34 protein-coding genes, 4 pseudogenes, 1 riboswitch and 1 other annotated feature are annotated in these 24,742 nt (G+C 40.2%); of the genes and pseudogenes, 37 read left to right on the forward strand and 1 reads right to left on the reverse strand.

Features of this window, described 5'->3' with window-relative positions; all coding sequences use genetic code 11:
- The first annotated feature begins 77 nt into the window (after window positions 1–77).
- A riboswitch (cyclic di-GMP riboswitch) is annotated at window positions 78–161 on the forward strand.
- A 79-nt stretch (window positions 162–240) separates the two neighbouring features.
- The 29 genes and pseudogenes from JCM19043_RS00160 to pheA all read left to right on the forward strand — a co-directional run bounded on the left by JCM19043_RS00160 (window position 241) and on the right by pheA (window position 17,206).
- Complete coding sequence (locus tag JCM19043_RS00160; protein WP_062318946.1) at window positions 241–600, forward strand: type II secretion system protein; 360 nt, start codon at window positions 241–243, stop codon at window positions 598–600.
- Window positions 601–661: 61 nt separating this feature from the next.
- Complete coding sequence (locus JCM19043_RS00165) at window positions 662–1,414, forward strand: A24 family peptidase (RefSeq protein ID WP_062318948.1); 753 nt, start codon at window positions 662–664, stop codon at window positions 1,412–1,414.
- A 44-nt stretch (window positions 1,415–1,458) separates the two neighbouring features.
- The gene (pilM, locus tag JCM19043_RS00170; protein WP_062318950.1) at window positions 1,459–2,541 is read left to right on the forward strand and encodes a type IV pilus biogenesis protein PilM; all 1,083 of its coding nucleotides are present in this window, start codon (window positions 1,459–1,461) and stop codon (window positions 2,539–2,541) included.
- 12 nt (window positions 2,542–2,553) lie between these two features.
- Window positions 2,554–3,096: a hypothetical protein gene (locus JCM19043_RS00175; protein WP_062318953.1), complete on the forward strand. Its 543-nt coding sequence runs from the start codon at window positions 2,554–2,556 to the stop codon at window positions 3,094–3,096.
- Window positions 3,086–3,643: a hypothetical protein gene (locus JCM19043_RS00180; RefSeq protein ID WP_062318954.1), complete on the forward strand. Its 558-nt coding sequence runs from the start codon at window positions 3,086–3,088 to the stop codon at window positions 3,641–3,643. The genes JCM19043_RS00175 and JCM19043_RS00180 overlap by 11 nt, the downstream gene beginning before the upstream one ends.
- Before the next feature lie 224 nt (window positions 3,644–3,867).
- The gene (radC, locus tag JCM19043_RS00185; RefSeq protein ID WP_231631329.1) at window positions 3,868–4,437 is read left to right on the forward strand and encodes a DNA repair protein RadC; all 570 of its coding nucleotides are present in this window, start codon (window positions 3,868–3,870) and stop codon (window positions 4,435–4,437) included.
- Between the two features lie 650 nt (window positions 4,438–5,087).
- Window positions 5,088–5,582 (forward strand): group II intron reverse transcriptase/maturase, encoded by a 495-nt coding sequence (locus JCM19043_RS17075; RefSeq protein WP_231631342.1) that lies wholly within the window; start codon window positions 5,088–5,090, stop codon window positions 5,580–5,582.
- A pseudogene (locus JCM19043_RS17080) lies at window positions 5,549–5,689 on the forward strand (JAB domain-containing protein); the annotation flags it as partial. The gene JCM19043_RS17075 and the pseudogene JCM19043_RS17080, both read left to right, overlap by 34 nt.
- 165 nt (window positions 5,690–5,854) lie before the next feature.
- Window positions 5,855–6,889, forward strand: coding sequence for a rod shape-determining protein (locus tag JCM19043_RS00195; protein WP_062318956.1), 1,035 nt, complete (start codon window positions 5,855–5,857; stop codon window positions 6,887–6,889).
- A gap of 20 nt (window positions 6,890–6,909) precedes the next feature.
- Complete coding sequence (locus JCM19043_RS18395; RefSeq protein WP_369813691.1) at window positions 6,910–7,113, forward strand: hypothetical protein; 204 nt, start codon at window positions 6,910–6,912, stop codon at window positions 7,111–7,113.
- Entirely contained in the window at window positions 7,110–7,427 is a 318-nt protein-coding gene (mreC, locus tag JCM19043_RS18400; protein WP_369813692.1) for a rod shape-determining protein MreC, read from the forward strand. The genes JCM19043_RS18395 and mreC overlap by 4 nt, the downstream gene beginning before the upstream one ends.
- Window positions 7,378–7,599: a hypothetical protein gene (locus JCM19043_RS18405; protein WP_369813693.1), complete on the forward strand. Its 222-nt coding sequence runs from the start codon at window positions 7,378–7,380 to the stop codon at window positions 7,597–7,599. The genes mreC and JCM19043_RS18405 overlap by 50 nt, the downstream gene beginning before the upstream one ends.
- Window positions 7,600–7,634: 35 nt before the next feature.
- A complete protein-coding gene (locus JCM19043_RS18410; RefSeq protein WP_369813709.1) occupies window positions 7,635–7,781 on the forward strand; it encodes a hypothetical protein in 147 nt (48 codons plus the stop codon).
- Window positions 7,781–8,311 carry a rod shape-determining protein MreD gene (mreD, locus tag JCM19043_RS00205; protein WP_062318958.1) on the forward strand — a complete coding sequence of 177 codons (531 nt, stop codon included), beginning with the start codon at window positions 7,781–7,783 and terminating at the stop codon, window positions 8,309–8,311. The genes JCM19043_RS18410 and mreD overlap by 1 nt, the downstream gene beginning before the upstream one ends.
- Before the next feature lie 16 nt (window positions 8,312–8,327).
- Window positions 8,328–8,951, forward strand: coding sequence for a septum site-determining protein MinC (gene minC, locus JCM19043_RS00210; protein WP_369813694.1), 624 nt, complete (start codon window positions 8,328–8,330; stop codon window positions 8,949–8,951).
- Between the two features lie 45 nt (window positions 8,952–8,996).
- Complete coding sequence (gene minD, locus JCM19043_RS00215) at window positions 8,997–9,797, forward strand: septum site-determining protein MinD (RefSeq protein WP_062318960.1); 801 nt, start codon at window positions 8,997–8,999, stop codon at window positions 9,795–9,797.
- 128 nt (window positions 9,798–9,925) lie between these two features.
- Window positions 9,926–10,534 carry a M23 family metallopeptidase gene (locus JCM19043_RS00220; RefSeq protein ID WP_062318962.1) on the forward strand — a complete coding sequence of 203 codons (609 nt, stop codon included), beginning with the start codon at window positions 9,926–9,928 and terminating at the stop codon, window positions 10,532–10,534.
- Window positions 10,531–11,127 (forward strand): site-2 protease family protein, encoded by a 597-nt coding sequence (locus tag JCM19043_RS00225; RefSeq protein ID WP_062318964.1) that lies wholly within the window; start codon window positions 10,531–10,533, stop codon window positions 11,125–11,127. The genes JCM19043_RS00220 and JCM19043_RS00225 overlap by 4 nt, the downstream gene beginning before the upstream one ends.
- 43 nt (window positions 11,128–11,170) lie before the next feature.
- Window positions 11,171–11,356: a hypothetical protein gene (locus tag JCM19043_RS00230; RefSeq protein WP_156321305.1), complete on the forward strand. Its 186-nt coding sequence runs from the start codon at window positions 11,171–11,173 to the stop codon at window positions 11,354–11,356.
- 1 nt (window position 11,357) lies between these two features.
- A complete protein-coding gene (locus JCM19043_RS00235; protein ID WP_062318968.1) occupies window positions 11,358–12,461 on the forward strand; it encodes a ribonuclease E/G in 1,104 nt (367 codons plus the stop codon).
- A gap of 13 nt (window positions 12,462–12,474) precedes the next feature.
- Window positions 12,475–12,780, forward strand: a complete 306-nt coding sequence (locus tag JCM19043_RS00240; protein WP_062318970.1) for a hypothetical protein — start codon at window positions 12,475–12,477, stop codon at window positions 12,778–12,780.
- 43 nt (window positions 12,781–12,823) lie between these two features.
- Window positions 12,824–12,895: a sequence feature (ribosomal protein L21 leader region), on the forward strand.
- Window positions 12,896–12,909: 14 nt separating this feature from the next.
- Window positions 12,910–13,218 carry a 50S ribosomal protein L21 gene (gene rplU / locus JCM19043_RS00245; protein WP_062318973.1) on the forward strand — a complete coding sequence of 103 codons (309 nt, stop codon included), beginning with the start codon at window positions 12,910–12,912 and terminating at the stop codon, window positions 13,216–13,218.
- A gap of 13 nt (window positions 13,219–13,231) precedes the next feature.
- Window positions 13,232–13,573 (forward strand): ribosomal-processing cysteine protease Prp, encoded by a 342-nt coding sequence (locus JCM19043_RS00250; protein ID WP_062318974.1) that lies wholly within the window; start codon window positions 13,232–13,234, stop codon window positions 13,571–13,573.
- Window positions 13,574–13,581: 8 nt separating this feature from the next.
- Window positions 13,582–13,872, forward strand: coding sequence for a 50S ribosomal protein L27 (rpmA, locus tag JCM19043_RS00255; protein WP_062319426.1), 291 nt, complete (start codon window positions 13,582–13,584; stop codon window positions 13,870–13,872).
- Between the two features lie 138 nt (window positions 13,873–14,010).
- On the forward strand, window positions 14,011–14,529 hold the full coding sequence (locus JCM19043_RS00260; RefSeq protein ID WP_177220601.1) for a Spo0B domain-containing protein: 519 nt from the start codon (window positions 14,011–14,013) through the stop codon (window positions 14,527–14,529).
- A gap of 25 nt (window positions 14,530–14,554) precedes the next feature.
- On the forward strand, window positions 14,555–15,019 hold the full coding sequence (locus JCM19043_RS17085) for a hypothetical protein (RefSeq protein WP_231631330.1): 465 nt from the start codon (window positions 14,555–14,557) through the stop codon (window positions 15,017–15,019).
- Window positions 14,992–15,834, forward strand: a complete 843-nt coding sequence (gene cgtA, locus JCM19043_RS00265) for an Obg family GTPase CgtA (RefSeq protein WP_231631343.1) — start codon at window positions 14,992–14,994, stop codon at window positions 15,832–15,834. The genes JCM19043_RS17085 and cgtA overlap by 28 nt, the downstream gene beginning before the upstream one ends.
- 25 nt (window positions 15,835–15,859) lie before the next feature.
- Window positions 15,860–16,310, forward strand: a pseudogene (locus JCM19043_RS00270) (ACT domain-containing protein).
- 68 nt (window positions 16,311–16,378) lie between these two features.
- Window positions 16,379–17,206 carry a prephenate dehydratase gene (gene pheA, locus JCM19043_RS00275; protein WP_062318977.1) on the forward strand — a complete coding sequence of 276 codons (828 nt, stop codon included), beginning with the start codon at window positions 16,379–16,381 and terminating at the stop codon, window positions 17,204–17,206.
- Between the two features lie 98 nt (window positions 17,207–17,304).
- Here the strand turns inward: pheA and JCM19043_RS00280 are convergent.
- Window positions 17,305–17,846: pseudogene (locus JCM19043_RS00280) on the reverse strand (transcription repressor NadR).
- Between the two features lie 189 nt (window positions 17,847–18,035).
- Here JCM19043_RS00280 and JCM19043_RS00285 point away from each other — a divergent pair.
- The 8 genes and pseudogenes from JCM19043_RS00285 (at window position 18,036) to yajC (ending at window position 24,634) form a co-directional block, all read left to right on the forward strand.
- The gene (locus tag JCM19043_RS00285) at window positions 18,036–18,569 is read left to right on the forward strand and encodes a LysM domain-containing protein (RefSeq protein WP_062318979.1); all 534 of its coding nucleotides are present in this window, start codon (window positions 18,036–18,038) and stop codon (window positions 18,567–18,569) included.
- 108 nt (window positions 18,570–18,677) lie between these two features.
- Complete coding sequence (nadE, locus tag JCM19043_RS00290) at window positions 18,678–19,427, forward strand: NAD(+) synthase (protein WP_062318981.1); 750 nt, start codon at window positions 18,678–18,680, stop codon at window positions 19,425–19,427.
- Between the two features lie 83 nt (window positions 19,428–19,510).
- Window positions 19,511–20,236 (forward strand): YebC/PmpR family DNA-binding transcriptional regulator, encoded by a 726-nt coding sequence (locus JCM19043_RS00295; protein ID WP_062318983.1) that lies wholly within the window; start codon window positions 19,511–19,513, stop codon window positions 20,234–20,236.
- Window positions 20,237–20,473: 237 nt separating this feature from the next.
- Window positions 20,474–21,070: a Holliday junction branch migration protein RuvA gene (gene ruvA, locus JCM19043_RS00300; protein ID WP_062318986.1), complete on the forward strand. Its 597-nt coding sequence runs from the start codon at window positions 20,474–20,476 to the stop codon at window positions 21,068–21,070.
- A gap of 13 nt (window positions 21,071–21,083) precedes the next feature.
- Window positions 21,084–22,094, forward strand: a complete 1,011-nt coding sequence (gene ruvB, locus JCM19043_RS00305; RefSeq protein ID WP_062318987.1) for a Holliday junction branch migration DNA helicase RuvB — start codon at window positions 21,084–21,086, stop codon at window positions 22,092–22,094.
- A 52-nt stretch (window positions 22,095–22,146) separates the two neighbouring features.
- The gene (gene queA / locus JCM19043_RS00310; protein ID WP_062318989.1) at window positions 22,147–23,175 is read left to right on the forward strand and encodes a tRNA preQ1(34) S-adenosylmethionine ribosyltransferase-isomerase QueA; all 1,029 of its coding nucleotides are present in this window, start codon (window positions 22,147–22,149) and stop codon (window positions 23,173–23,175) included.
- Between the two features lie 18 nt (window positions 23,176–23,193).
- Window positions 23,194–24,330 (forward strand): annotated as a pseudogene (tgt, locus tag JCM19043_RS00315) (tRNA guanosine(34) transglycosylase Tgt).
- Between the two features lie 22 nt (window positions 24,331–24,352).
- Window positions 24,353–24,634 (forward strand): preprotein translocase subunit YajC, encoded by a 282-nt coding sequence (gene yajC, locus JCM19043_RS00320; protein WP_062318992.1) that lies wholly within the window; start codon window positions 24,353–24,355, stop codon window positions 24,632–24,634.
- Window positions 24,635–24,742: the final 108 nt, after the last annotated feature.

Genomic DNA, 24,742 nt, shown 5'->3' on the forward strand with positions numbered 1-24,742 from the left:
AAAAGATGCAAATAAAGTTCAAATAATCCAAATAAAATGGTAGACATGTTACCATTTTGTAGTATAATAGCATTAAGTAATAACTCAGATGCGTTGACGGTTTATCCTTATTTGGGCACTTGGATAAACAAGAGCAAGTAGTGCAACCGGCTGACATCATAATGGTTTATTTATGTTGTGAGTCTTTTTTTATATCATCATAAGTCATCCATTACACACATATTAAGAGGAGGAATTATTATGGTTAACAAATTCAAAACATTACTTAAGAAAGAAAAAGGTTTTACGTTAGTCGAACTCTTAGCTGTTATTGTTATTTTAGGTATTATCGTCGCGATTGCCATTCCTGCGGTAGGGAATATTATTGATAAAGCGGAAACGGATGCTGATGCAGCTGAAGTTAAATTAATTCTAGATGCAGCGAGATTAGCCGATGCTAATCAAGAATTTACATCTGGTACAACTACTATTGGGGATCTGATTCCTAATTATTTAGATTTAAGAAGCTCTGATCTTCCTAGTGGCATAGCTGAAACTGATACAATATCAAAATCCGACGAGGGTATTTATAGTATTGACGGTTACACACCGCCATCTTAAAAAATATTTTTAGTTTAGACTCCTCAAAGAGGGGTCTTTATTTCTATCTAGGAGTGTTGTTATGACATTATTCTACAGCATCACCTTCTTTATCTTTGGTCTTGTACTCGGATCATTTTATAACGTTGTCGGTTTGAGGGTACCGAAGAAAAACTTTTTATCACATGACCGCTCATACTGTCCGAAGTGTCATAAACAATTAACGGCACTCGAACTGATTCCAGTTATTTCGTTTATTATCCAACGCGGAAAGTGTCGTGGATGTGGAACGAAGATTAGTTGGATGTATCCTGTGATCGAATTACTGACAGGTATCGGTTTTATGCTGAGTTACATTGTTTATGGTCTAACACTAGACACACTGATTGCGCTTGTTGCGGTATCGCTCGCCGTTATCATCATCGTGACCGATCTTACATATTTCTTAATACCGAATCATATTCTACTGTTTTTCTTACCACTGATTGTTATGTTGCGATTATTCGAGCCACTTGATCCATGGTATTCATCACTTCTAGGCGCTTTGATAGGATTTGGCTTAATCTTTGTCGTGATTGTCTTAAGTCAAGGTGGTATGGGGGCGGGGGATATGAAGTATTTCTTTGTGCTCGGATATTTATTTGGCATTGGCGGCGTTTTACTTATCTTTTTACTATCGACATTGTATGGTACGTTAGTCAATATAGTGTTATTGTTGCTCGGTAAAGTAACACGGAAATCTAAAGTGCCTTTCGGTCCTTACATTAGTATGGCGGCCCTTACGGTCCTCTTTACTGGCGATGCTATATTAGATTGGTATTTTAGCTTTTTCTAAACTGTTTATAAAGGATGACAGCATATGGGACTTTTTAAGAAAACATGTTTTTATCGATAAATGATCGAAGTATCCGTTACCTTGTCTGCCCGAAAATGAAAACGGATGAACATATAGATTTTGGAGAAGTCTTTTTTGATCAACTGGTCATGGAAGATGGTCGTATAATTAATGAAGCACAATTAAAACGCCACTTGCGAACGTTGGTCGAACAAAAGAAGTGGCGACGAGCTGAACTCTCTTTTCTTGTCCCTGATAGTTTTGTGACGATGCGGACAGAAGAGATTCCAAACCAACTATCTAATGATGAAGCGAAACAATATATTCGCTTACAGCTTGAAGGTAGTATTCGCTTACCATTTAAAGATCCTGTGTTAGATTTTGATGTCTTAAACTTCGGGGAAGAAACAAATGAGATTCTGTTATTTGCTTATCCTAAAGAACGCTTAAAACCTTTTGAAAAACTGTTTAATGACGTTGGTTTAAACCCTGCTGTCGCAGACATTTCGTTTCTCAGCGGTTATCGGGTGTATCAATCGCTTCATGACGCCACAGATGATGAACATTTGTTGATGATCCAGTGGAATAAACTTGATTTAACTTTAACCGTCTTCCATCATAATAAACCGAAATTTAATCGGCACGTCCATAGTTCAAATGCTTATCAAGCATGGCAACTGGATGAGGCGGGAAAAGAACTTGTTTCCACGCTACCTAAAGAAGAGTTAGAAGATGAGCGGGATAATACGTTAATCACGATTGAACGATTCATGGATTTTTATCAGTATTCAGTTCTAGACGGAAGTGCCGGTGTGACTGACGTTGCTTTTTTAGGTGACCATCCCGACCTCGTTCAATTAAAGGAGACGATGGCTGATCGATTTGACATTAGTGTGAAAACTCTCAACTTACCGAGGGCGTTACCTAATGGCTATGGAGCTTTAATCGGTCTAGGTTACAAAGAATCATCATCGAAAAAGAAACAAGTCAAACCTAAAAGTGCGGTAACAAAAAATAAAAAAAGCTCACGAAAACAAAAAGAGCAACAAATAGAACCATCAGTGGAGTCAGGACTGAAGGACGATTCAACGCATTCTAATCAAAATCTTGACCATACCGAAGAATAGAGGAGGCGAAACATGGTTAATATTAACTTTTTTGAAAAGAAAAAAAAGAACATCACACTATTTTTAATCAGTGTGATCGCCTTACTCTTGTTTGGATTACTCGGGGGTTATTTTTGGTGGATGACAGAATCCATTAAAACTGACACATCACGTAATAGAGACACGATTAGTCAACAAGCCGATGAAATCAGTGAATCACAACGGGTCAACTTAATCGGTAACCAAGTCTCAACATTAGTTAATCAACGAGACACATTGATGCAGAACCAGTTTCCGTTAGATGATTTATATCATGATGTGTTAGAACAAATACCAAGTCAAGCATCAGCAACTGTCGAGCGGTTCTTTTTCACCATTACTGGCATTGTACAGCTTGAAATTATATTTGACAATGACCAACACGTCGTTGACATGCAACGTAACCTGGTGAATTTACCTTATGTGACAAGTGTGACGTTAGAAACAATTGATGTAAATGATACGGCGTATGTGACGCAGTTTACTTTGATGATTGACCGGACGCAAGTAAGTGAGGTGTTTAGCGATGATAATTAAGTGGGGGAAAAATGAAACCTTGATTGTATTAATTATAGTTGCTGTCTTTGGGTTTCTGTTTTATTATGGTTCAGGCTATTTACTTGATCCGCTACATGAAGAGCTTGAAGTAACAGAACAAACTTTAGCTGAACACCGACTTGTCTTAAGGCAAGCAGAGATGAATGAACAGACTGAAAACGCCTTAAATCAAGAAGCTGAGGCCGTTAGAAATCATTTGCCTACTGAGGAAGCCGTTGATCAAATTGTTGAAACCCTGTTTGACTTAGAAACAAGGACAGGTGTTTCTATAACGTCCATTAATCTCAGTGGGGCAGGCTTGACTGAAGATGCGGCATTTTATCCGGACGGTGTCAGTGCCATTCACTATCAAGTGACCTTAACAAGTGATAACGTGATAGGCATAGAATCTTACATGGAACAATTAGAATCGATTGATCGCCTCATTGAAATAACAGAATTAGATTTAACGAAACAAAGTGACACTCAAACGCAAGCTATATTAACGATTCGTGCTTTTTATAATGAAAGTATCCTCATTGAATAATGAAGCGTGATTGTTAGACTATTTCATTAGGGAGAAAAGATTGGCGCATATGTGTCAATCTTTTTTTGATGCCATAAAACTTATAAAATTTTAAATTTAGCGCATGTTTTGTGGGTTTTTGAATGCTTTTAATGACAATTTATCTTGGTGACTTCTTATGTTTACTTGCAGAGTAGGTAAAAATGATTAAACTAAAGACATCATAAAGAAAGGAGGTTAGTGACATGTTGAAAGAACTCCATGTCCGAATGAAAGATATCCCCAAACAAGACAGGCCGAGAGAAAGACTCATTAACAAAGGCGCGAGTCATTTATCCGACCAAGAATTGTTGGCGATTGTGATTGGTTCTGGTACACGTGAAGAAAGTGTTCATGATTTAGCGATTCGCCTCTATCAACATTTTGACGGGATTGAATGTTTAAGAGAAGCCACGCTTGAAGAACTCGTTCAAATTAAAGGCATTGGACAAGTCAAAGCCGTCAGTATTTTAGCTGCCATTGAATTGGGTAATCGCATGGGTCGATTTAAAAAAACGGATCGTTATGTCATTCGTTGCCCCGAAGACGGCGCTAATTATGTCATGGAAGATATGCGTCTCTTAAAGCAGGAACATTTTATCGTCCTATTCCTTGATACGAAGAATCAAATTATCCATCAACAAACCATCTTTATTGGGAGCCTAAATGCTTCGATCTCGCATCCACGTGAAATCTTCCGTGAAGCTATTAAGCGCTCTTGTGCCTCGATCGTTTGCTTACACAATCATCCTTCTGGCGTGCGCCTACACAGTTAGTCCATCAAGTGGTTATTCACCCTAAAATGCTTATCACTTTTAGTAACAAGAGATCTTACCGTCAATTAGAAATAATCTGCGGGACCATCGCATGATCTTTTTGTTAAGTCATATATGGTAAAAGCTATACTGCCTGAACTCTAAACTTACAGACGCGTTGGATACGTGATAGGAATAAATATGCTGTGCGCGTCAGATACAGTATATGATAAGCTTATTCCTCTGAGTTTTCCCATTGGAAAGCAATAGTTGAAAGGAGTACCTAAGTATGACGTATCTTGATTGATTAGTAAGGTAGGGATTGCCTAAGTAGCACAAGTTATAAGGTAACGGAGTCTTCGTATTATTCAACGTTTGCAGGTAATCTGTTTAGCACGGAAAAGGAAGACAGGTGTGAGAAAGTATAAGGAGAGGAAAGAGAGAATGTGAAAGATCTTAATTATCCCCCTCTTTGGATTGTGTCAACGAGTGATCGTATGATGCATGCGCATGTATTAGCTGTTCTAGAAAATTTAGGGCTAATGTTTATTGATTTTAAAGAAACGTCACACTACCACATTATTTTTACGAGTGATCGTCCGGTATCGGAAGTGATACTTGCACTCCGTAGGCATCATGTGACACTCAAGGTCAAACGATTTGAAAAAATGATGTATAAAGGCTATCACATAAAAAGAGCGGGTCAGTCACTCGCTTTAACGATTCCGATACCGCAATTAACGCATCTCGCGCATTGCTTTAAGTACGGGGTGTATAATCATCATCGTCCGGAAAGTCGACGCTTTCTTGTCTATCAATCTATCGATTATATTTATAAACGGTACAAAGACGAAATGACAGCCATTCATGACTACTACCGGTATGCCACTAATAAAATAGCTCTAGCCAAATTAGACCACTTTGCCTATCAGAGCCTGGTATGTACGATTGCGCATAAATATCGCTTGACGAAAAGATGCGCCCGGTTGAAACTGAACCAAGTGGGTTTTCAGCCATTCTCTTATCTGAATCATCCTTCTCCTGATTGCCCTCACACTGGCGAGCCGTATACTTTGAAAGGAGTACGTACGGTTCTGAGGGAGGTAGATTCGCTTCTTACTACCGACCCTACGACCCATCACCATCTCAAGAAGATATTCAAGTGACCAAACGTTTAGTTGAATGTGGAGAACTGATTGGTATATCGTTACTCGACCATATCATTATCGGTGATCATAAATTTGTGTCATTAAAAGAAAAAGGGTACGTCTAACCCCTATCTATTTTTTTCAAATTCTCGTATAATTGAATAAGCAAGTTAAAAACTAAACACCTAACACGAGGTGAGCGACTTGTGTTAGGTGTTTACTATTACTATTATGACAAACACACATATCAAAGATAAATAGAGACGTGTAAATAAGGAAGGAAGATTAACGTGGGGAAATTTAGTTTTACGCAAGATTTAGGGATTGACTTAGGGACAGCGAATACGCTCGTATACATTAAAGGTAAAGGGGTTGTCGTTAGAGAACCATCCGTTGTATCTAAAAACAATACGACAGGAGCGATAGAAGCTGTCGGTAGTGATGCACGTAACATGATTGGTCGTACACCAGGCAATATTTCAGTTATTCGTCCAATGAAGGATGGTGTGATCGCTGATTATGATACAACCGCAGCAATGATGAAGTATTATATTCGTTTGGCTCAGAAAAAACGTTCACCATTTGCGCGTAAGCCGAATGTTATGGTCTGTGTCCCATCAGGCATTACGATGGTAGAAGAGCGTGCGGTGATTGACGCGACTAAACAAGCAGGCGCAAGAGAAGCCTTTCCTGTATCTGAACCTTTTGCGGCAGCGATTGGGGCAGGCTTACCTGTATGGGAACCGACGGGTAGTATGATTGTTGATATCGGTGGTGGTACGACAGAGGTAGCGGTTATTTCACTCGGTGGTGTCGTCACAAGTCAGTCGATTCGTACCGCAGGTGACGATATGGATGAGGCGATTATTCAATATATCCGTAAGAAATACAGCTTAATGATTGGGGTGCGTTCAGCTGAAACCGTTAAGATGGAAATCGGGCAAGCGCGCGTAAGTGAAGAGGAAACATCGATTGATTTACGTGGGCGAGATTTACTTACAGGCTTACCAAAAACGATTACAGTCACCTCAACTGAAATTGCCGAAGCACTTAGCGATACGGTGGCAGCGATTGTTGAAGCCGTTAAAGTGACCTTGGAAAAAACACCACCAGAATTGTCAGCGGACATTATGGAACGTGGCATTGTCTTATCAGGTGGCGGTGCATTACTTAAAGATTTAGATGGTGTTATCTCTGATGAAACAAAAATGCCGGTCTTTATTGCGGAATCACCACTTGACTCCGTTGCGATTGGGACAGGAAAAGCTTTAGAGTATATCGAACATTTTAAATCGCATCCTAACGTTGCTAGTAGAAACAACTAACGCTTATTGGAGGTTTCATTATGTCGTTTTTTAGAAGAAAACGGCTATTCACGATTCTTATTAGCCTTATTATTCTTGTGGGACTCATTGGCTATTCTTTAAGCAATCGTGAAGAGCTTTCTTCCGTTGAAGAGTTCATCCAAGATACCGTTGTTCGTTTCAAAATGTGCTACTACGTCCTGTCTATTATGTCAGAGATGTTATTGGAAATATTGATGAAATGAAGCAGGTGTATGAAGAGAACCAACAATTGAAAGAGAATCTCTCAACGTACCAACAAAAGTTATATGAAGTACAAGAGTTAACGAAAGAAAATGAAGAATTAAAGGCGGTCTTAGATAAGACGGAAACAATGACGGACTATCGTCCGATTCAAGCGACTGTTATCGCCAGAAGTCCTGAACAATGGTTTAATCAGGTCACATTAAATAAAGGTAAGCAACACGGTGTTGAAAAAGATATGGCTGTGATTACAGCTAGCGGGATGATTGGTAAAATTCAATCATCGGCAGTTCACCTCGACTGTCTTATTACTTAATGGCTTTGACCGCTCGAATCGTATTTCTGTCAATGTTGATTTACCAGAGACGGAGACAGATGCAAAAGGGTTTATCTTAGGTTACGATGATACGCGAGAACAACTGTTACTTGAATTTACTGATAGCTATGAAGATATTCCACTTGATACAACCGTGTTTTCATCAGGTTAGGTGGCGTCTTTCCTAAAGGCTTAGAAATTGGTTCGATAGAAGAAGTAACGACAGACCAATATGGTTTAACCCAAATTGCGTATGTAAAGCCTTCAGCGGATATTGAAGAGTTGAATCACGTGATTGTGGTTGATCGCTTACTTACGTCGATTGACGAGGTTGAAGAAAGTGGGGATGAGTAATGTCACGCTTATTCCCACCTCTCATATTGTTTATGTTGATCATTTTACAAGGAATTAATTTCTTATTTATTCCGGATAGTTTTGAAGCAAGTGGCTTTATCGTCACCATCCATGGGGTCTTTGTTTTTCTTATTATGATTGGCTTATACTACGATGAAGAGACGTCGTATTATAGCTTTTTATATGCCATCCTCAGTGGCCTTGTCCTGGATATCGTCTATAGTCAGATTATTGGTGTCTATATGTTTAGTTATGCTGTTGTGATATACGTTATTCATCATTTAAGAAAAGTCTTACATGTTAACTTTTATGTCTCAAGTTTTGTCTTCTTTTTAGCGATTATTTTAGTAGATGGGATGATTTATTGGCTCTACCAACTGATTGGTATAACAGGACTCAGTATTCAAGACTACTTGGAACAACGCTTATTGATGACACTGGCAATGAATTATTTAGTTTTTCTCATTCAATTCATGTTATTTAAACGTTTACTCGCACGTTATTCGTTTGAACGTTTTGAACAAAAGTAAGGATGGAGGTGTAGACATGTCTCAAAAACCATTAGTGATGATTAAAGGTACACGAGACGGTTTAACGTTATTTTTAAGTGATGATGCGCCGTTTCATGCTGTTAAAGAACAGTTGATTGATATGTTAAATCAAGACGATTTTGACGAAGTTGATTCGCTTATTACGATTAAAGTTGAACTAGGGAACCGCCTATTACATACGGACGAGAAAGAAGAATTAAAAACATTGATTCAATCTAAACGTCGTCTTGTTGTTCAAGATATCGTCTCGCACGTCATCACAAAACAAGAAGCCTTAGCTTTAAAAGAAGCATCAGATATTCATCTGCATACCCGTCCGGTCCGGTCAGGGCAAGTCGTTGATATTGTCGGCGATGTGCTTGTGATTGGTGACGTGAATCCGGGTGGGACAGTGAAAGCGACCGGCAATGTCTTTGTCTTAGGTGCCCTACGCGGGATTGCCCATGCGGGGTATGAGGGGAATACGGATGTCGTGATTGCAGCCTCACTCATGAACCCGGTTCAATTAAGAATTGCCGAACTGTATTCACGTGCCCCGATTACGAAACGGATGGGGTGTACATGGAGTGTGCCTATATCGATGATGGTCAGATTATCATGGATCGGCTGCAACACGTGATGAAAAAGCGCCCAGTCATTAATGGGTTTGAAAGGAGTGTTTTAAATGTCTGAAGCGATTGTAATTACCTCAGGTAAAGGTGGCGTTGGTAAAACGACAACGACCGCAAACCTCGGAACAGCCTTGGCATTAATGGATAAAAAAGTATGTTTAATGGATACCGATATTGGCTTGCGCAACTTAGATGTCGTGATGGGTCTAGAAAATCGAATTATTTATGACATTATTGATGTGGCGCAAGGACGCTGTAAGTTGAAACAAGCACTTATCAAAGATAAACGGTTCGATTATTTATTCCTCCTACCTGCCGCGCAAACAAGTGATAAGCATGATTTATCACCTGAGGCTATGATTGAGATGGTTAATGAATTAAAACAAGAGTTTGATTATATTTTGATAGATTGCCCAGCAGGGATTGAACAAGGCTATAAAAATGCGGTCGCTGGAGCAGATCATGCGATTGTCGTGACGACACCAGAAAAATCAAGTGTACGTGATGCTGATCGAATTATCGGACTGTTGGAACAAGAAGAGATTACCTCGCCGAAACTTATCATTAACCGGATCAGAAATCATATGATGGAAAGTGGCGATATGATGACGATCGATGAAATTATTCAAGTGCTATCGATTGATTTACTCGGTATCGTACAAGATGACGATGAAGTCATAAAAGCTTCAAATCACGGTGAACCTGTTGCGTTAAATCCAAACATTAAGTCATCAATCAGTTATCGAAATATTGCTCGTCGCATATTAGGGGAATCAGTACCGCTACAATCATTTGATCAGGAACAAACCTTTATGACAAAAGTGAAAAAATTCTTCGGTATGCGCGAAAAATAATGAAAAAAGCATCAATCCTTTTTATTTTTAAAGGTTTGATGCTTTTGTTGTGTCATATTCTCTCTCTTAAAGACGTATCCTTTATTGTAACGCCATACATAGAGGCGGATGAAAAAGGAGAGGGTTATATGACACCAAAATCATTGTCACATATAAAAGCGCTTAATAAAGAGAAGGCAACACTTATGAAGAAAATGCATCATCCACAGGCATCTACACGTTCTCATTTACTCACGCCTCATCTTGTTAAATTAACACTATCAGCCGTGCTTTTTTGTCTGATGAGCTTTAGTCAATCAACAGATAGTCCTGCGTCATTAACAATGACTGTTAATCGCACGCTTTTACAGGATTTTCCTTTCGCTTCTGTCTATCAATGGTATGAGCAGCGCTTTGGTACCGTCATCGATGTCTTTCAACCGCTCCCACCTCACCATCAAACGTTAGCCATTACGGTCGCTGAGAAAGATCAACTAACCGAAGGTGTGACGGTTGCGGTTGGCGATAAAAATATTTATGCGGTACAATCGGGCTTGGTCATCTATGTCGGTAAAGGTGACAATGGTAAAGAAGCCGTGAGGATTCAACATGCGTCAGGAGAAAGTATGACCTATAGCGGTTTAGCTAAGACGAGTGTGTTACCTTATCAATTCATTCGAGAAAATGAACAGATTGGTGAAGTGACCCTTCAGAATAGCGCTGGGGTCGTTGACTTATTAGTGGAGCATCCAGAATGAAAATAACGAGATCTCGGCGAATGTCTATCGATATTAGTTGGCTGTTATTTGTCATCGTCGTCATTCTGACAGGTCAATTAACCAATTATCTCGTATTGTTAGTGATCATGTGCTGGCACGAATGTGGTCATTTTTTAACGGCGCTATATTTTAAATGGCCAATCAAAGAGTTACGGCTGTTTATGTTCGGATGCGTGATGGAAACAGACGCTTTTCTCATGCGCCCACTAAAAGAACAATGGCTCGTTGTACTAGCCGGTCCACTGCAGCATGTGGCTATTTTTTTTGCCTGTTTATTTTTAAAACAATCCGCTCAACCAATGACAGTGATCGATTTTGCGATGCGTGCGAATGTGACACTCGTCTGTTTTAACCTTCTACCGATTTGGCCGTTAGATGGTGGGAAAATCATCTATCTCTTATGTAATCTCCGCCTGCCTTTTAAAAAAAAGTTATCACCTCACGTTAATGCTATCTATTCTCAATATCTTCATATTAACGTGGGGCTTTATTTTTTATGGTCACTTTTCTTTCGCTTTTCTGTTGCTTGTAGGTTTTCTTTTACGCGAAATTCGGCTAGACTTAAAAGATGAACCTTATATGTGGTATCGCTTTTTGTTATTTCGACGAAAAAACATGATAAAACAGCCATTACTGGCACACATTGATTCAGATGTTCAACCCAATCAAGCCCTCAAATGCTTACGCTTAAATCAATCAACGATGTTTATCATTAAACAAACACACCAACTGATCAGTGAACAACAGATGATTGAGCGATATATGAATCCGGTGAAATATTATTTAGAAATAGGTGACTGACATGACAACGCTCTTTTTACTGACACAACTAACCGAAAAATTACATATCACAACCGAACAAGAGATCATCACAGATCTTCAGTTCATCCGACCAAATGAAGATGTGTTGGTCGGCGCCATCTTTTATGGCCGAATCACGGATATTGACCACCAGCTAAATGCAAGTTTCGTTGATATTGGACTTGAGACACCGGGTTATCTAGATCATCACGATTATAATCAGCATGATCAAGCGTCCGGTTTAACCGAAGGGCAATATATCATTGTCCAAGTGACAAAAGCACCGTTTCTATCTAAAGGTGCAAGACTCACGAGGAAAATCAATCTATCTGATCAGGCGCTCGTCTACTTACCGTATGAGGAAGGGGGCAATGTCTCACGGAAATTAGCTGATGATAAAAGGCAGGAGCTGCAAACCTTGTTTAGCGGTCAGTTAAATACAGGTGGGGTAGTCGTACGCACAAAAGCGGATGCACTGTCTGACCAAGAACTATTAATTCAATTAGAAACGTTACAAGCGCGCTTTCAGCATTACCTCGCATGCGCAAAAGCACAGAACAAACCAGGGCAGTTGTCATCAACAAGTGAGACGCACCTAAAGTACCTGGAAGGACGAGATTTATCGACAATTGACCAGGTCATTGTCGATGATGTAAAGTTGAAACGACAAATCGAATCTGTCTATAGTGACCGTGTCCAGGTCCAAGTAAAAAAGGCTGCTATTCAAGGCCTTGCTCCTAAAATTACTGCGTATATTGAACGATTATCCACACCCATCATCGATGCCGGTTTAGGTGTGGAACTCATTGTCCAACAAACAGAAGCAATGACAGTGATTGATGTCAATTCAAAAAGCTATACGTCCAATCAATCACGGGCGCGGTCCGTGGTATCTATTAATAAACAAGCGGCTAAACAAGCCGCTAAAGTCATTCAGGCTCGTAATCTTTCTGGTATGATTGTGATTGATTTCATTCGGATGCCGTCCAGAAAAGATCAACAGGCGGTCATGGATACGTTAAAAAAAGCAATAGCCGAAGACACTTTACCAGTGAAATTATATTGGTTTTCCCGGATGTTTATTCGAACTGACGAGGAAGCGTGAAACAAAAAGTGTGATGGACACGTTATTTGATCAACAACTCATGCCTTCGCCTTTAAAACGTGCGACCCTTTGTTTTGAACTTGAACGTGCCATCGCCTCACTAACAGAGGATGTTGCGGTTGTGCGTGTATCACCTGATGTGTACCAAGCGTTTCTTGAAAATATTGACCGTGAAGTTCTCTCAAAAACGACTTCAGCTGTTGTGTATTTTTTACAAGACATGACCGAACCGCGTTTTTCATTCATACGTCATGGTAGTCAGACATTAATCGATACGTTTCTTTTTGAAAACCAATCAGAAACTATTGACAAGCTTTAATGCGCCGTGGTATGATTTGTACGTTATGCAAGTTATGTAGCACCCGTTGCTACAACCGCACTGACCAGGTTTTAAGCATGTGAATGCGCCTGTGATGGCGAGTCTGAGTCTTTAAGGAGGTGCAGTAGGATGTACGCAATTATCGAAACAGGTGGTAAACAAATCAAAGTAGAAGAAGGTCAAGAAATCTACATTGAAAAGTTAGCTGCTGAAGCTGGTGAAACTGTTACATTTGACAAAGTTCTTTTTGTAAGTGGTGACGACGTAAAAGTTGGCGCGCCATTAGTAGAAGGTGCTTCTGTTGAGGCGAAAGTTGAAAAACACGGTCGTCAAAAGAAAGTAACAATTTACAAGTTTAAGCCTAAGAAAAACTATCACCGTAAGCAAGGTCACCGTCAGCCATATACAAAAGTGGTTATCGAAAAGATCAACGCTTAAGGTTGGATGAACAATGATTAAAGCAATTATTTATCGTTTGCCCGATCAAACCATAGAAGGGTTTGAATTAAGCGGGCATGCGGATAGTGGCCCTCATGGTCACGATCTAGTTTGTGCTGCAGTATCAGCCGTTACTTTCGGTATGACCAATGCAGTCATGAAACATAGTGGAATTGAACCTATGATTGACCAAGGCACAGATGGTGGTTATTTAAAGGTGATCCTACCAAGCGACGTAAATGCCGACGCTTTAAATGCGGCGCGTTTGTTGTTAGAAGGTATGGTGACAACTTTAGAAACAATCGAACATGACTATGGTCAGTATATAACTATCTTTGAAAAACAAGGAGGTTGAAACCGATGATGTTACGTTTAGACTTACAATTTTTCGCATCTAAAAAAGGTGTAGGTAGCTCAAAGAACGGTCGTGATTCAGAATCAAAACGTCTAGGCGCTAAGCGTGCTGATGGACAAATGGTTACTGGCGGATCTATTCTTTACCGTCAACGTGGTACTAAGATTTATCCTGGTACAAACGTTGGTCGTGGTGGAGATGATACTCTTTACGCTAAAACAGACGGTATCGTACGTTTCGAGCGCGTTGGCCGTAATCGCAAACGCGTAAGTGTGTATCCTGTTGCACAGGAAGCATAAGACGTTAGAATAACAAGCGTGTCTCTTTAGAGTTTTCTTAGGAGGCGCGCTTTTTTATTTGATTATTTTTTTGATTCAATGTACAGGGTGCGTGATATTTGTTATAATTTTCATACAATTATCAAAGAGGTGACAAGTGTGAAGGAATGGACATGTCAACAGTTATTGAAAAAGAAACGCCATGATCATGCGAATCAACTACAACTCTTACTCGGTTATGAACAAATGCAAAAGAAAGAAAAAGTCGCTGAAATTCTTGCGGATTGGATGCAGCAATTAGAATTAGAACGACAGATACTCAGTCTCCCACTTGAGAAAACGAGTGTTGTGTTTGCTTATTATCAAGGGGATTTTACGCTTTCGATTGATGGCTTAAGCTTTAGTAACGTGCCATCAACCGAAGCAATAGATGAACGTATAGCGATGTCTGTCAATGAGGTGTTATCTTCCCTTTTGCCGCAACGGTCACACATCCACACGTTGCATGTGCGTGTGATGGCAGTCACTGATATATGTGTCACTATTCACTATACATGGATGTTAAATAGTGAGGTAGAAGACGTTGATTTAACGCATTTAGAGACACATTTTTTTGAAATTGAAGTAACTTCGAAAGAAATCATAATGAAACAACACGTACAAGTAAATAATAACTAGAACATATTGAAAAAGAGGTGAGGTTATGTTTGTCGATCAGGTCAAAGTGTATGTCAAAGCTGGTGATGGTGGGAATGGTTTAGCGTCCTTCCGTCGCGAAAAATATGTCCCATTTGGTGGGCCATCTGGTGGTGACGGCGGTAATGGTGCCGACGTTGTCTTTGAAGTAGATGAAGGTCTCAGTACGTTAATGGATTTCCGTTATCAACGTCATTTTAAAGCCAAACGCGGGGAAAATGGTATGAGTAAAGGTCAACATGGTAAAAATGCTGCACCAATGGTACTAAAAGTACCGCCAGGTACGACAATTAAAGATGATGAGACAGGTGAAGTGTTAGCGGATTTAACTGAACATGAACAACAGGCGATTATCTGTAAAGGTGGTCGTGGTGGTCGTGGGAATATTCGTTTTGCGTCAGCAAAAATCCGGCACCTGAAATCGCGGAAAACGGGGAACCAGGTATCGAACGTGATATTGTCATTGAACTAAAAGTGATGGCAGATGTCGGTCTCGTCGGATTTCCGAGTGTCGGAAAATCAACGCTTTTATCGGTCGTCAGTGCCGCAAGACCTAAAATTGCTGATTATCACTTTACAACACTGCAACCAAATTTAGGTATGGTCGAAACAGAAGATCATCGCAGTTTTGTGATGGCTGATTTACCAGGACTTATTGAAGGGGCAAGTGAAGGCGTTGGACTCGGTCACCAATTCTTGCGTCATATTGAACGGACGCGTGTGATTGTCCATATCATCGATATGGCATCAACAGAAGGCCGAGATCCATATGACGATTTCGTGACAATTAATGAGGAGTTAAGAGCATATGATCAGACGTTACTTGAACGTCCACAAATCATTGTTGCTAACAAGATGGATATTCCTGAAGCAGAAGAACAACTAGCTTTCTTTAAAGAACAACTGACAGAAGATTATCCCATCTATCGCCTGTCAACGATTACACGTGAAGGTTTAAGAGAGCTATTATTTGCGATTGCGGATACACTTGACGAGACACCGCACCGCATTAAACCGGTTGAAGAAGCGCCAGAACATATCGTTTATAAACATCAACCTGAAGAAGTGCCATTCATTATTACTCGTGATGATGATGGAGCGTACGTCTTATCTGGTGCAAAAATCGAGAAGTTGTTTAAGATGACAGACTTAACGCGTGATGAATCGATTCAGCGCTTTTCAAGACAAATGCGTTCGATGGGTATTGATGAAGCCTTGCGAGAACGCGGGGCAAAAGATGGCGACGTTGTGCGCCTGATGAATTACGAATTTGAATTTATCGAATAAGTTGTGAGTGAGGGGGAAGCAGATGATGAAAAATGAAAAAGACACTTTTTATCTTGTGCGTGGTGATTTTTTACCAGAGGCAATGAAAAAGACGCTCCAAGTAAAAAAAAGATTTGGAGCGTGGTAAAGCGACATCGATCTACGAAGCTGTACAAAAAGTTGGGTTATCACGCAGTGCCTTTTATAAATATCGAGACGCTGTTTTCCCTTTTCAAGCGATTCAACAGACAAAAATTATTACGTTGTTTTTCCATTTAGAAGATCGTTCAGGTACGTTATCGCATTTACTTGATATGGTGGCTAAAGCGGGCGGGAATATTTTAACGATCCATCAATCGATTCCATTAAACGGTAAAGCCAATGTCACCGTGTCACTCGATATTGAAAATCTGAAAATGGATTTAGACGAGTTATTAACACGACTCAAGCAACATCAATTTATTGAGAAGGTTGACGTATTAGGTTCAGGCGCGTGAGGCGTTAGAATGGAGGTAAGGATGAGTTATTCAGTAGGCTATTTAGGCCGAGAGGCACGTTTACAAGTATGGCGGTGGATGCGTTATTTAAAGGTGAGAAACACATGCCTTATCAAACCATTCCCGATTGCTTTGATGCGGTGAAGTTTGGGCATGTAAAATACGTGGTCGTCCCGCTAGAAAATACGTTAGAAGGAACGGTGAATTTAACGCTTGACTATCTGATTGAATCAAAACAGCTAAAAATCGTCAGTGAAATTGTTGTCCCTATTAGACAACATTTCATGGTACATAAAGAAAATGCCTTGCGTTGGCAAGACACAGATGTGATCTATTCACATCCCCACGCATTGGCGCAATGCCATCAGTTTTTAACTCAAGATATGCGACAAGTGAAGAAAGAAATGTATAATTCAACAGGTGCAGCAGCTCAGTTTGTCAGTGAACATCCAGAACAATTGATTGGAGCCATTGCCAATGAAAAAGCGGCCGAAACGTATGATTTAGCGATTATTAAACGAGACATTCATGATATTGCGAATAATCATACGCGCTTTGTCGTCTTACATAAAAATGATACGGCACTCAGGTCAAACAACTTACCCGTTAAGGGGTTTAAAACAACCTTTATGATTGCCTTACCGACTGACCATGCCGGGGCACTACACCAAGTGTTATCGGCATTTGCGTGGCGCCGGATTAATTTATCTAAAATTGAATCGCGTCCAATGAAAACAGCCCTTGGTCAATATTATTTCCTTATTGATATTGAACAAAAAATGGATGATATCCTTATTCCAAATACGATTCAAGAGCTAGAAGCTATTGGTTGCCAAGTAGAAGTTTTAGGGAGTTATCCTTATTACCACGTAACAGAAGTACTTCATGACGTTTAACGACATTTTTATATACAAAGGCCCAAACGACATTGTTCGTTTGGGCCTTTGTTGTTTATCGTATTAAGGCATGGTGTTTGATCACTGGCTATGTGTCCTTACCCTTCGGAATGGAAGATAAATCCTCGTTCTTCAAGCGCATGGATACAACTGTCAATCTTTTCTTCTCTATCACTTTCTAAGGTGTGAATGTGAACCCCATCGGTTAACTCAGCTAAATAGGGTGCGTTTGTCGTTTTAATTTTTGTTAGAAATTCATTGACATCGTGACGGTCTTTTAACATCAGTGTGGCCTCTAAGTCCCCGTATACAGGATGTTCAATAACGACATTCCTCACCATCACCCCTTGGTCTACCATGAGGTACAATTCTTCCGCTGTTTCTTCTGGTGTGTGCTGACAGACGATGAGGCGCTTAAAAGTCCGGTCGTTTTGGGTATGTTTGATTAATAAATACCCTTGGCTCGTCGCATGATTTGTTCGCCAGTAGCTTTAAGTAAAGAGATATCTTGTACAATGACTTGACGACTGACGCCTGTTTTTTTAGCGAGCGCATTACCGGTAAGTGGTTCAGATGCTTGGTTAAGTACCTTTAGCAAGTAGTCGCGTCGGTCGGTGCCTGACATTTTTTGTTCTGACATAGTTTCTCATCCTTCATTCATTATCGTTGTATTAAGTTTAGTGTAGGTGTTTACAGCTGAAAATGCAACGGTTTCCCTATGTGATTTCAAATGAACAGATTAATTTCTTAAAAATTCGCTTAAAAGACCGCTTGTTTTTATAAATATAGACATAGGTGCATAGACTAACGGTAAAGGAGGCGTTAACTCATGCGTATTCATATCGTTCGTCCGAAAGAAACCTTTGTGACCATCGCCAATAAATATCAAGTAACGTTGGATGATTTAAGACAATTTAACCCTGATTTTATTCAACCCGACTGCTTAGTCGCTGGTATGAAGGTGTACATTCCTAACTTAAAAAAAGTCACCGAAGCTTTTCAAGACAGTGATCACCATCAAAGTCCAACAAACAGTAAAGAAATCAAAAAGGAAGGGAATGAAGAGGTAAACCTGAAATCGACTGAACACACCCTCTCATCTGAAAAAGAACAAGTGCTAACAGACAAGTCAGCTCTTATTTCTATGAAAGAAGATAAAAAAAAGTTAGTCATAAACAAACAATCAAACGCAAAAACAATGGAAAAAGGACAGGAGACTAAAGAAATACAGAAAGATTCTCAACCGTCTCACGCGACCAATATACAAACGCCAAAACGCAAGCACTATGAACCGTGGCCGCCAATTAAACGTACGGCTCAAAGTTGCCAATATTACTGTGGATATTGTCATCACTGTCGCTAAATGAGACCCAGTATGATGAAGAGATGAAACTCATCGTATGATTGGATTGAAACTTTCGCGTTTTTAAGGAATAATAGAACTAGACGAATAAAAGGAGCGAAAGTACTCATGGAGAAAAAAGTCAAACATTTAGTATCATGGTTAAAAGAAAAAGTGGGAGAAGCAAACGTAAAAGGATTAGTTGTTGGCGTCAGCGGAGGGATTGATTCAGCGGTTGTTGCCCATTTAATTAAACGCGCCATGCCAACCAATAGTTTAGGTGTGATGTTACCGTGTAAAAGTCATCCGGGAGACTTTGATGATGCGATGCGTGTGATTGAATCAGCTGATTTAAACGCAATCACCGTTGATTTAACTGCCACGCATAATACATTATTTAGTACAATTACTGACGTGTTAGCTGAAGAAAACATGCATCAACCAGCTAATGATCAGTTAGCTGATGCTAACTTGCGTGCGCGTTTACGTATGAGTACACTGTATACCATTGCGACGAATCACCATTATCTTGTCGTAGGGACGGATAATAAAGCAGAATGGCATACCGGTTATTTCACAAAGTACGGGGACGGGGGCGTCGATATTGCGCCGCTTGTACATTTAACAAAAGGAGAAGTAAGAGATATGGCGCGTTACTTGGGTGTGCCAACAGCCGTCATTGATAAGAAGCCAAGTGCGGGTCTTTGGGAAGGGCAAACCGATGAGAATGAAATGGGTACAACTTATGACATGATTGATCGCTATTTAAAAGGCGAACCTATTCCTGAAAAAGACCAGGCCATTATTGATCGTTTACATGCGCGATCACACCATAAACGTGACGGGATTGCTTTTCCACCGCCGTTTGAAGAAGCCTAGATAAGATTTTTTAAAATAGACCACTTTCATGTTAGAATGAAGAAGATGAGATGAACAATCACGATATGAAAGGGGTCATATAGATGGCTGGACACTCTAAGTGGAAAAATATTCAGAAACGTAAAAATGCTCAAGATCAAAAACGCGGAAAAATCTTTATGAAACTAGCAAAAGATATTTACGTGGCCGCTAAAGAGGGCGGTGCTGACCCGGAGATGAATCCGAGCTTACGATTAGCGGTTGATAAAGCGAAGGCCAACAACATGCCAAATGACAACATTGACCGTGCGATTAAGAAAGCAACGGGTAATTTAGATGGGGTGACGTATGAAGAAGGGTTTTATGAAGGATACGGGCCCGCGGGTACGGCTGTCATGGTTGAAATTTTAACCGACAATAAAAATAGAACTGCAGCTGATGTACGCCACGCCTTTTCGAAGCACGGCGGCAATCTCGGTGAGAATGGTTGCGTGAGTTTTATGTTTCATCGTAAAGGTTACTTATTAATTGACCGTGAGACAACAGAGGCGGATGAGGATACGCTCATGTTGGCGTTACTTGAAGCGGGAGCTGAAGAGATGGAAACGTCTGAGGATGTTTTTGAAATCTATACCGAACCTGAAGACTTTAAATCAGTCAAACAAGCACTAGAAGCTGAAGGTTATCAGTTCGAGGTAGCTGAAGTGACGTTTATACCGACAACAGAAAGTGCATTGTCAGAGACAGACCAACAACTATTTGATAAGCTAATCGATGCCTTAGAAGACTTAGAAGATGTTCAAGAAGTTTATCATAATGCTGCGTCATAAAGTGAGCCCAGTGAGATGAATCGATCTTACTGGGTTTTTTGCGTGAAATGATAAAAATGCGGTTTATTGATGAGAGAAAAAATAGAAAGTGGTGATATTTCTTCTTAATAGGCTATTTTACTATACGATTTGTTTAAAAAGTCGAACGATCATGACCAAAAGTTGATGAATAAATGTTATAATGGTGTATTGTATGCGCCTATTCATATGGAGAAAAAGAACGGATGGAGTGAAACCATGTTTGATTATATAAAAGGCACACTCGTTGAAATGACGGAAGTGTCAGCAATTATTGATATAAACGGCGTTGGTTATGATATTATTTGTGCCAATCCTTTTGACTTTGAACGATTGATTGGTCAGTCAGTAAAAATCTATACCCATTTTCATGTTAGAGAAGATGCACAAATACTGTATGGCTTTAAAAGTCGTGATGAAAAAACATTATTTAAGAAAATTTTAAATGTTTCAGGTATTGGACCAAAAGGTGCCTTATCGATTGTAGGACAAGGTGAGGTCGATTTATTTGTTCAAGCAATAGAAGAGGAAAATGAAAAATACCTTACCGGATTTCCTGGTGTCGGTAAAAAAACCGCACGCCAAATGATTCTTGATTTAAAAGGGAAATTGCCGTTTATGGTGTCTAAGTCAGATCAAGACAATAAGTCAACCGGTGAAGCGAATCCGCATGCGCTTGTTGAGGCAAAAGAAGCACTCAAAGCACTTGGTTATAAAGAGCGTGAAATAAAAGCCATTGAACCACAATTAAGACAAGCAAAAGAACAAACGACCGATGCGCTCATCCGTAAAGGTCTCATGTATTTGACACAGTAAAGGAGGCGGTAACGTGGAAGAGAGAGTGATTCAAGGTGAATCGTTGGTTGGAGAAGAAGAAGAGTTAAGTCTTAGACCACAAACATTGAAGCAGTATATCGGTCAAACAAAAGCAAAAGAAAACTTAGCCATTTTTATTGAAGCTGCAAAAATGCGCGAAGAACCACTCGACCATGTCTTACTTTATGGTCCCCCGGGGTTAGGTAAAACAACGTTAGCTCATATTATCGCCAATGAAATGCAGGTGGAATTTCGAACGACGTCAGGTCCTGCGATTGAAAAGGCGGGTGATTTGGCGGCTATACTATCTTCGCTTGAAGCGGGCGATGTGTTATTTATTGACGAAATTCACCGACTGCCGCGCGCAGTAGAAGAGATCCTTTATCCAGCAATGGAAGACTTTTGTTTAGATATTGTTATTGGAACAGGGTCCACTGCTCGCTCGGTCAGACTTGATTTACCGCCCTTTACCTTAGTTGGGGCTACGACACGAGCAGGACTTTTAACCGCTCCCTTACGGGATCGATTCGGCGTTTTAAGTCGGTTAGAATATTATGGGGCAGAAGCTCTAACAGAAATTATTATTCGTAGTGCCGATGTGTTTAATGTCGGCATTAATAAACAAGCGGCGATTGAAATTGCGAAACGTTCCCGTGGTACCCCAAGAATAGCCAATCGCTTACTAAAACGTGTCCGTGATATCTCACAAGTAAAAGGAGAGTCAGAGATTAGTATGTCAACGGCAAGTATCGCCTTAGATATGTTACAAGTCGATAAAATCGGGCTCGATCATATTGATCATAAATTATTACTGTCGATTTTAGATCAATTTAACGGCGGGCCTGTTGGCTTAGATACATTATCAGCGACCATTGGTGAAGAATCACAAACAATTGAAGACGTTTATGAACCTTTCTTGCTACAAAAGGGCTTTATTCAACGGACGCCACGCGGACGTATCGCAACGGAACAGACGTATCGGCATTTTAATCGATCGTATAAAAATGACACAAATCAATCATAGCAACGTGAGTCAACGCACGTTTACATGAGAATAATAATGAGAGGTGATAGAGGTGAATATAGAAGATTTTGATTTTCATTTGCCAGAAGAATTGATTGCGCAAACACCACTAAAAGATCGGTCGTCTTCTCGGCTATTAGTAATGAACCGACAGACACGGACGATAGAGCATCGTCATTTTAAAGATATACTCGACTACCTAAATAAAGGAGATGCGCTCGTCTTAAATAATACGAAAGTTCTACCGGCTCGCGTATTTGGCACAAAAGAAGAGACAGGGGCCAATATCGAAATGCTCCTCTTAACGCAACACGAAGGTGATACGTGGGAAGTCTTAGCTAAGCCGGCGAAAAAAGTGAAAGAAGGTACGATCGTTAGCTTTGGTGATGGCAGATTAACAGCCACATGCACAAAGATCTTAGATCATGGCGGACGTTTAGTGGAGTTTAGTTATGACGGTATCTTTTTGGAAGTATTGACAGAGCTAGGTGAGATGCCACTGCCGCCTTATATTAAAGAAACATTAGATGACCAAAGTCGTTATCAGACTGTCTATGCTAAAGAAGAAGGATCAGCGGCTGCGCCTACGGCGGGTCTCCATTTTACAGAGGCATTACTCGAAGAAGCAAAAGAAAAAGGTATTGAGATTTGTTTTGTAACGTTACACGTGGGCCTTGGGACGTTTCGTCCAGTCAGTGTAGATAAAATAGAAGAGCATGACATGCACAGTGAATTTTATATTTTAACAGAAGCTGAAGCTGAAAAAATCAACCGTGTGAAACAATCTGGTGGTCGAATCATTTCTGTCGGCACAACCTCAACAAGAACGCTTGAGACAATCGCGAGAGACCATGATGGGGCAATTACAGCTGCCACTGGCTGGACCAATATCTTTATTTATCCGGGCTACCCATTTAAAGCCATTGATGGTTTGATTACGAACTTCCACTTACCAAAATCAACATTAGTGATGTTAGTCAGTGCCTTTAGTGATCGTGACTTTATTATGGAAGCTTATCACGCCGCAATTAATGAACGTTACCGTTTCTTTAGTTTTGGTGACGCAATGTTTATCCAATAATTAGAAGTAGGATGATGTATGACAGCAATACGTTATGAATTAATTAAAACATGTAAACAAACAGGCGCAAGACTTGGACGCGTCCACACCCCGCACGGGTCATTTGAAACACCTGTCTTTATGCCCGTCGGAACGCTTGCGACGGTGAAAACAATGAGCCTGAGGAATTAACCGAGATCGCGCCGGGATTATTTTATCAAATACGTATCATTTATGGTTAAGACCAGGTGAAGATATCATTGAAGAAGCTGGAGGTCTCCATAAGTTTATGAACTGGGACGGATCAATTTTGACCGATTCTGGTGGCTTCCAAGTCTTTAGTTTAAGTGACTTACGCAAAATTGAAGAAGAAGGGGTCCACTTTAGAAATCATATCAGTGGTGAGAAACTCTTCTTATCCCCTGAAAAAGCGATGCAGATTCAGAACTCACTTGGGTCGGATATTATGATGGCCTTTGATGAATGTCCACCGTATCCAGCCGAGCATAAGTACATGAAAAATTCAGTAGAACGGACGAGCCGTTGGGCTGAGCGTTGTTTAGAAGCGCACAAACGTCCACAGGACCAAGGGTTATTTGGGATTGTCCAGGGTGGTGAATACGAAGATCTTCGTCGTCAAAGTGCGAAAGATTTAACATCGCTTGATTTTCCAGGTTATGCGATTGGTGGTCTATCTGTTGGTGAACCAAAAGATGTCATGAATCGTGTGTTAGAATTTACAACGCCACTCTTACCGAATGAAAAACCGCGTTACCTCATGGGGGTTGGTTCACCGGATTCATTGATTGACGGGGCCATTCGTGGGGTGGATATGTTTGATTGTGTCTTACCAACCGTATCGCTCGTAACGGTACACTCATGACCTCACAAGGGCGTCTTGTCGTAAGAAACGCGAAATATGCGCGTGACTTCTCACCAATTGACCCTAATTGTGATTGTTATACGTGTAAAAACTACACCCGCGCTTACGTGCGTCACTTAATTAAAACAGATGAAACATTCGGTTTAAGATTAACCTCTTATCATAATCTATATTTTCTGGTAAAATTGATGGAGCAGGTTCGACAAGCGATTCGAGAAGATCGTTTAGGTGACTTCCGTGAGGAGTTCTTTGAACAATATGGTTTTAACAAACCGAATGCGAAAAACTTTTAAGTAAGAGAGAGGAGGAAATAGTATGCAAGATTTATTAAATATGTTACTTGGCTTATCACCTATATTAGTGATGGTTGTGGTGTTTTACTTTTTCTTAATTCGTCCACAACAAAAACGTCAAAAACAAGTTAGTCAAATGCAACAAAATTTAGCTAAAGGTGACCAAATCATTACGATTGGTGGTCTCCACGGCACAGTTGATGCGATTGATGAAGATGTTGTTGTGATTAAGATAAACGAAAATAATCGTTTACGCTTTGATCGTTCAGCGATTCGTTCGGTTGTCCAACAAGAACAAGCATAAAGACCACATACACACGAAAAGCGCTAATGTTTGTAAAACATCAGCGTTTTTCTTTTTTTTTGCTTTAAAAGTTTTTTCATAAACAAAAGCAAGAAGTATGGTAAGGCT

Origin of the sequence: Halolactibacillus sp. JCM 19043, assembly GCF_001310395.1 — a bacterium.
In the GTDB taxonomy this organism is placed as follows: Bacteria; Bacillota; Bacilli; order Bacillales; family Amphibacillaceae; genus Halolactibacillus; species Halolactibacillus miurensis.

Bases quoted from the DNA above. Each gene is read 5' to 3' on its own strand.
- JCM19043_RS00160 (WP_062318946.1), top strand. From the start codon at position 241: ATGGTTAACAAATTCAAAACATTACTTAAGAAAGAAAAAGGTTTTACG.
- JCM19043_RS00165 (WP_062318948.1), top strand. From the start codon at position 662: ATGACATTATTCTACAGCATCACCTTCTTTATCTTTGGTCTTGTACTC.
- pilM (WP_062318950.1), top strand. From the start codon at position 1,459: ATGTTTTTATCGATAAATGATCGAAGTATCCGTTACCTTGTCTGCCCG.
- JCM19043_RS00175 (WP_062318953.1), top strand. From the start codon at position 2,554: ATGGTTAATATTAACTTTTTTGAAAAGAAAAAAAAGAACATCACACTA.
- JCM19043_RS00180 (WP_062318954.1), top strand. From the start codon at position 3,086: ATGATAATTAAGTGGGGGAAAAATGAAACCTTGATTGTATTAATTATA.
- radC (WP_231631329.1), top strand. From the start codon at position 3,868: ATGTTGAAAGAACTCCATGTCCGAATGAAAGATATCCCCAAACAAGAC.
- JCM19043_RS17075 (WP_231631342.1), top strand. From the start codon at position 5,088: ATGTATAAAGGCTATCACATAAAAAGAGCGGGTCAGTCACTCGCTTTA.
- JCM19043_RS18395 (WP_369813691.1), top strand. From the start codon at position 6,910: ATGTCGTTTTTTAGAAGAAAACGGCTATTCACGATTCTTATTAGCCTT.
- mreC (WP_369813692.1), top strand. From the start codon at position 7,110: ATGAAGCAGGTGTATGAAGAGAACCAACAATTGAAAGAGAATCTCTCA.
- mreD (WP_062318958.1), top strand. From the start codon at position 7,781: ATGTCACGCTTATTCCCACCTCTCATATTGTTTATGTTGATCATTTTA.
- minC (WP_369813694.1), top strand. From the start codon at position 8,328: ATGTCTCAAAAACCATTAGTGATGATTAAAGGTACACGAGACGGTTTA.
- minD (WP_062318960.1), top strand. From the start codon at position 8,997: ATGTCTGAAGCGATTGTAATTACCTCAGGTAAAGGTGGCGTTGGTAAA.
- JCM19043_RS00220 (WP_062318962.1), top strand. From the start codon at position 9,926: ATGACACCAAAATCATTGTCACATATAAAAGCGCTTAATAAAGAGAAG.
- JCM19043_RS00225 (WP_062318964.1), top strand. From the start codon at position 10,531: ATGAAAATAACGAGATCTCGGCGAATGTCTATCGATATTAGTTGGCTG.
- JCM19043_RS00230 (WP_156321305.1), top strand. From the start codon at position 11,171: ATGATAAAACAGCCATTACTGGCACACATTGATTCAGATGTTCAACCC.
- JCM19043_RS00235 (WP_062318968.1), top strand. From the start codon at position 11,358: ATGACAACGCTCTTTTTACTGACACAACTAACCGAAAAATTACATATC.
- JCM19043_RS00240 (WP_062318970.1), top strand. From the start codon at position 12,475: ATGGACACGTTATTTGATCAACAACTCATGCCTTCGCCTTTAAAACGT.
- rplU (WP_062318973.1), top strand. From the start codon at position 12,910: ATGTACGCAATTATCGAAACAGGTGGTAAACAAATCAAAGTAGAAGAA.
- JCM19043_RS00250 (WP_062318974.1), top strand. From the start codon at position 13,232: ATGATTAAAGCAATTATTTATCGTTTGCCCGATCAAACCATAGAAGGG.
- rpmA (WP_062319426.1), top strand. From the start codon at position 13,582: ATGTTACGTTTAGACTTACAATTTTTCGCATCTAAAAAAGGTGTAGGT.
- JCM19043_RS17085 (WP_231631330.1), top strand. From the start codon at position 14,555: ATGTTTGTCGATCAGGTCAAAGTGTATGTCAAAGCTGGTGATGGTGGG.
- pheA (WP_062318977.1), top strand. From the start codon at position 16,379: ATGGCGGTGGATGCGTTATTTAAAGGTGAGAAACACATGCCTTATCAA.
- JCM19043_RS00285 (WP_062318979.1), top strand. From the start codon at position 18,036: ATGCGTATTCATATCGTTCGTCCGAAAGAAACCTTTGTGACCATCGCC.
- nadE (WP_062318981.1), top strand. From the start codon at position 18,678: ATGGAGAAAAAAGTCAAACATTTAGTATCATGGTTAAAAGAAAAAGTG.
- JCM19043_RS00295 (WP_062318983.1), top strand. From the start codon at position 19,511: ATGGCTGGACACTCTAAGTGGAAAAATATTCAGAAACGTAAAAATGCT.
- ruvA (WP_062318986.1), top strand. From the start codon at position 20,474: ATGTTTGATTATATAAAAGGCACACTCGTTGAAATGACGGAAGTGTCA.
- yajC (WP_062318992.1), top strand. From the start codon at position 24,353: ATGCAAGATTTATTAAATATGTTACTTGGCTTATCACCTATATTAGTG.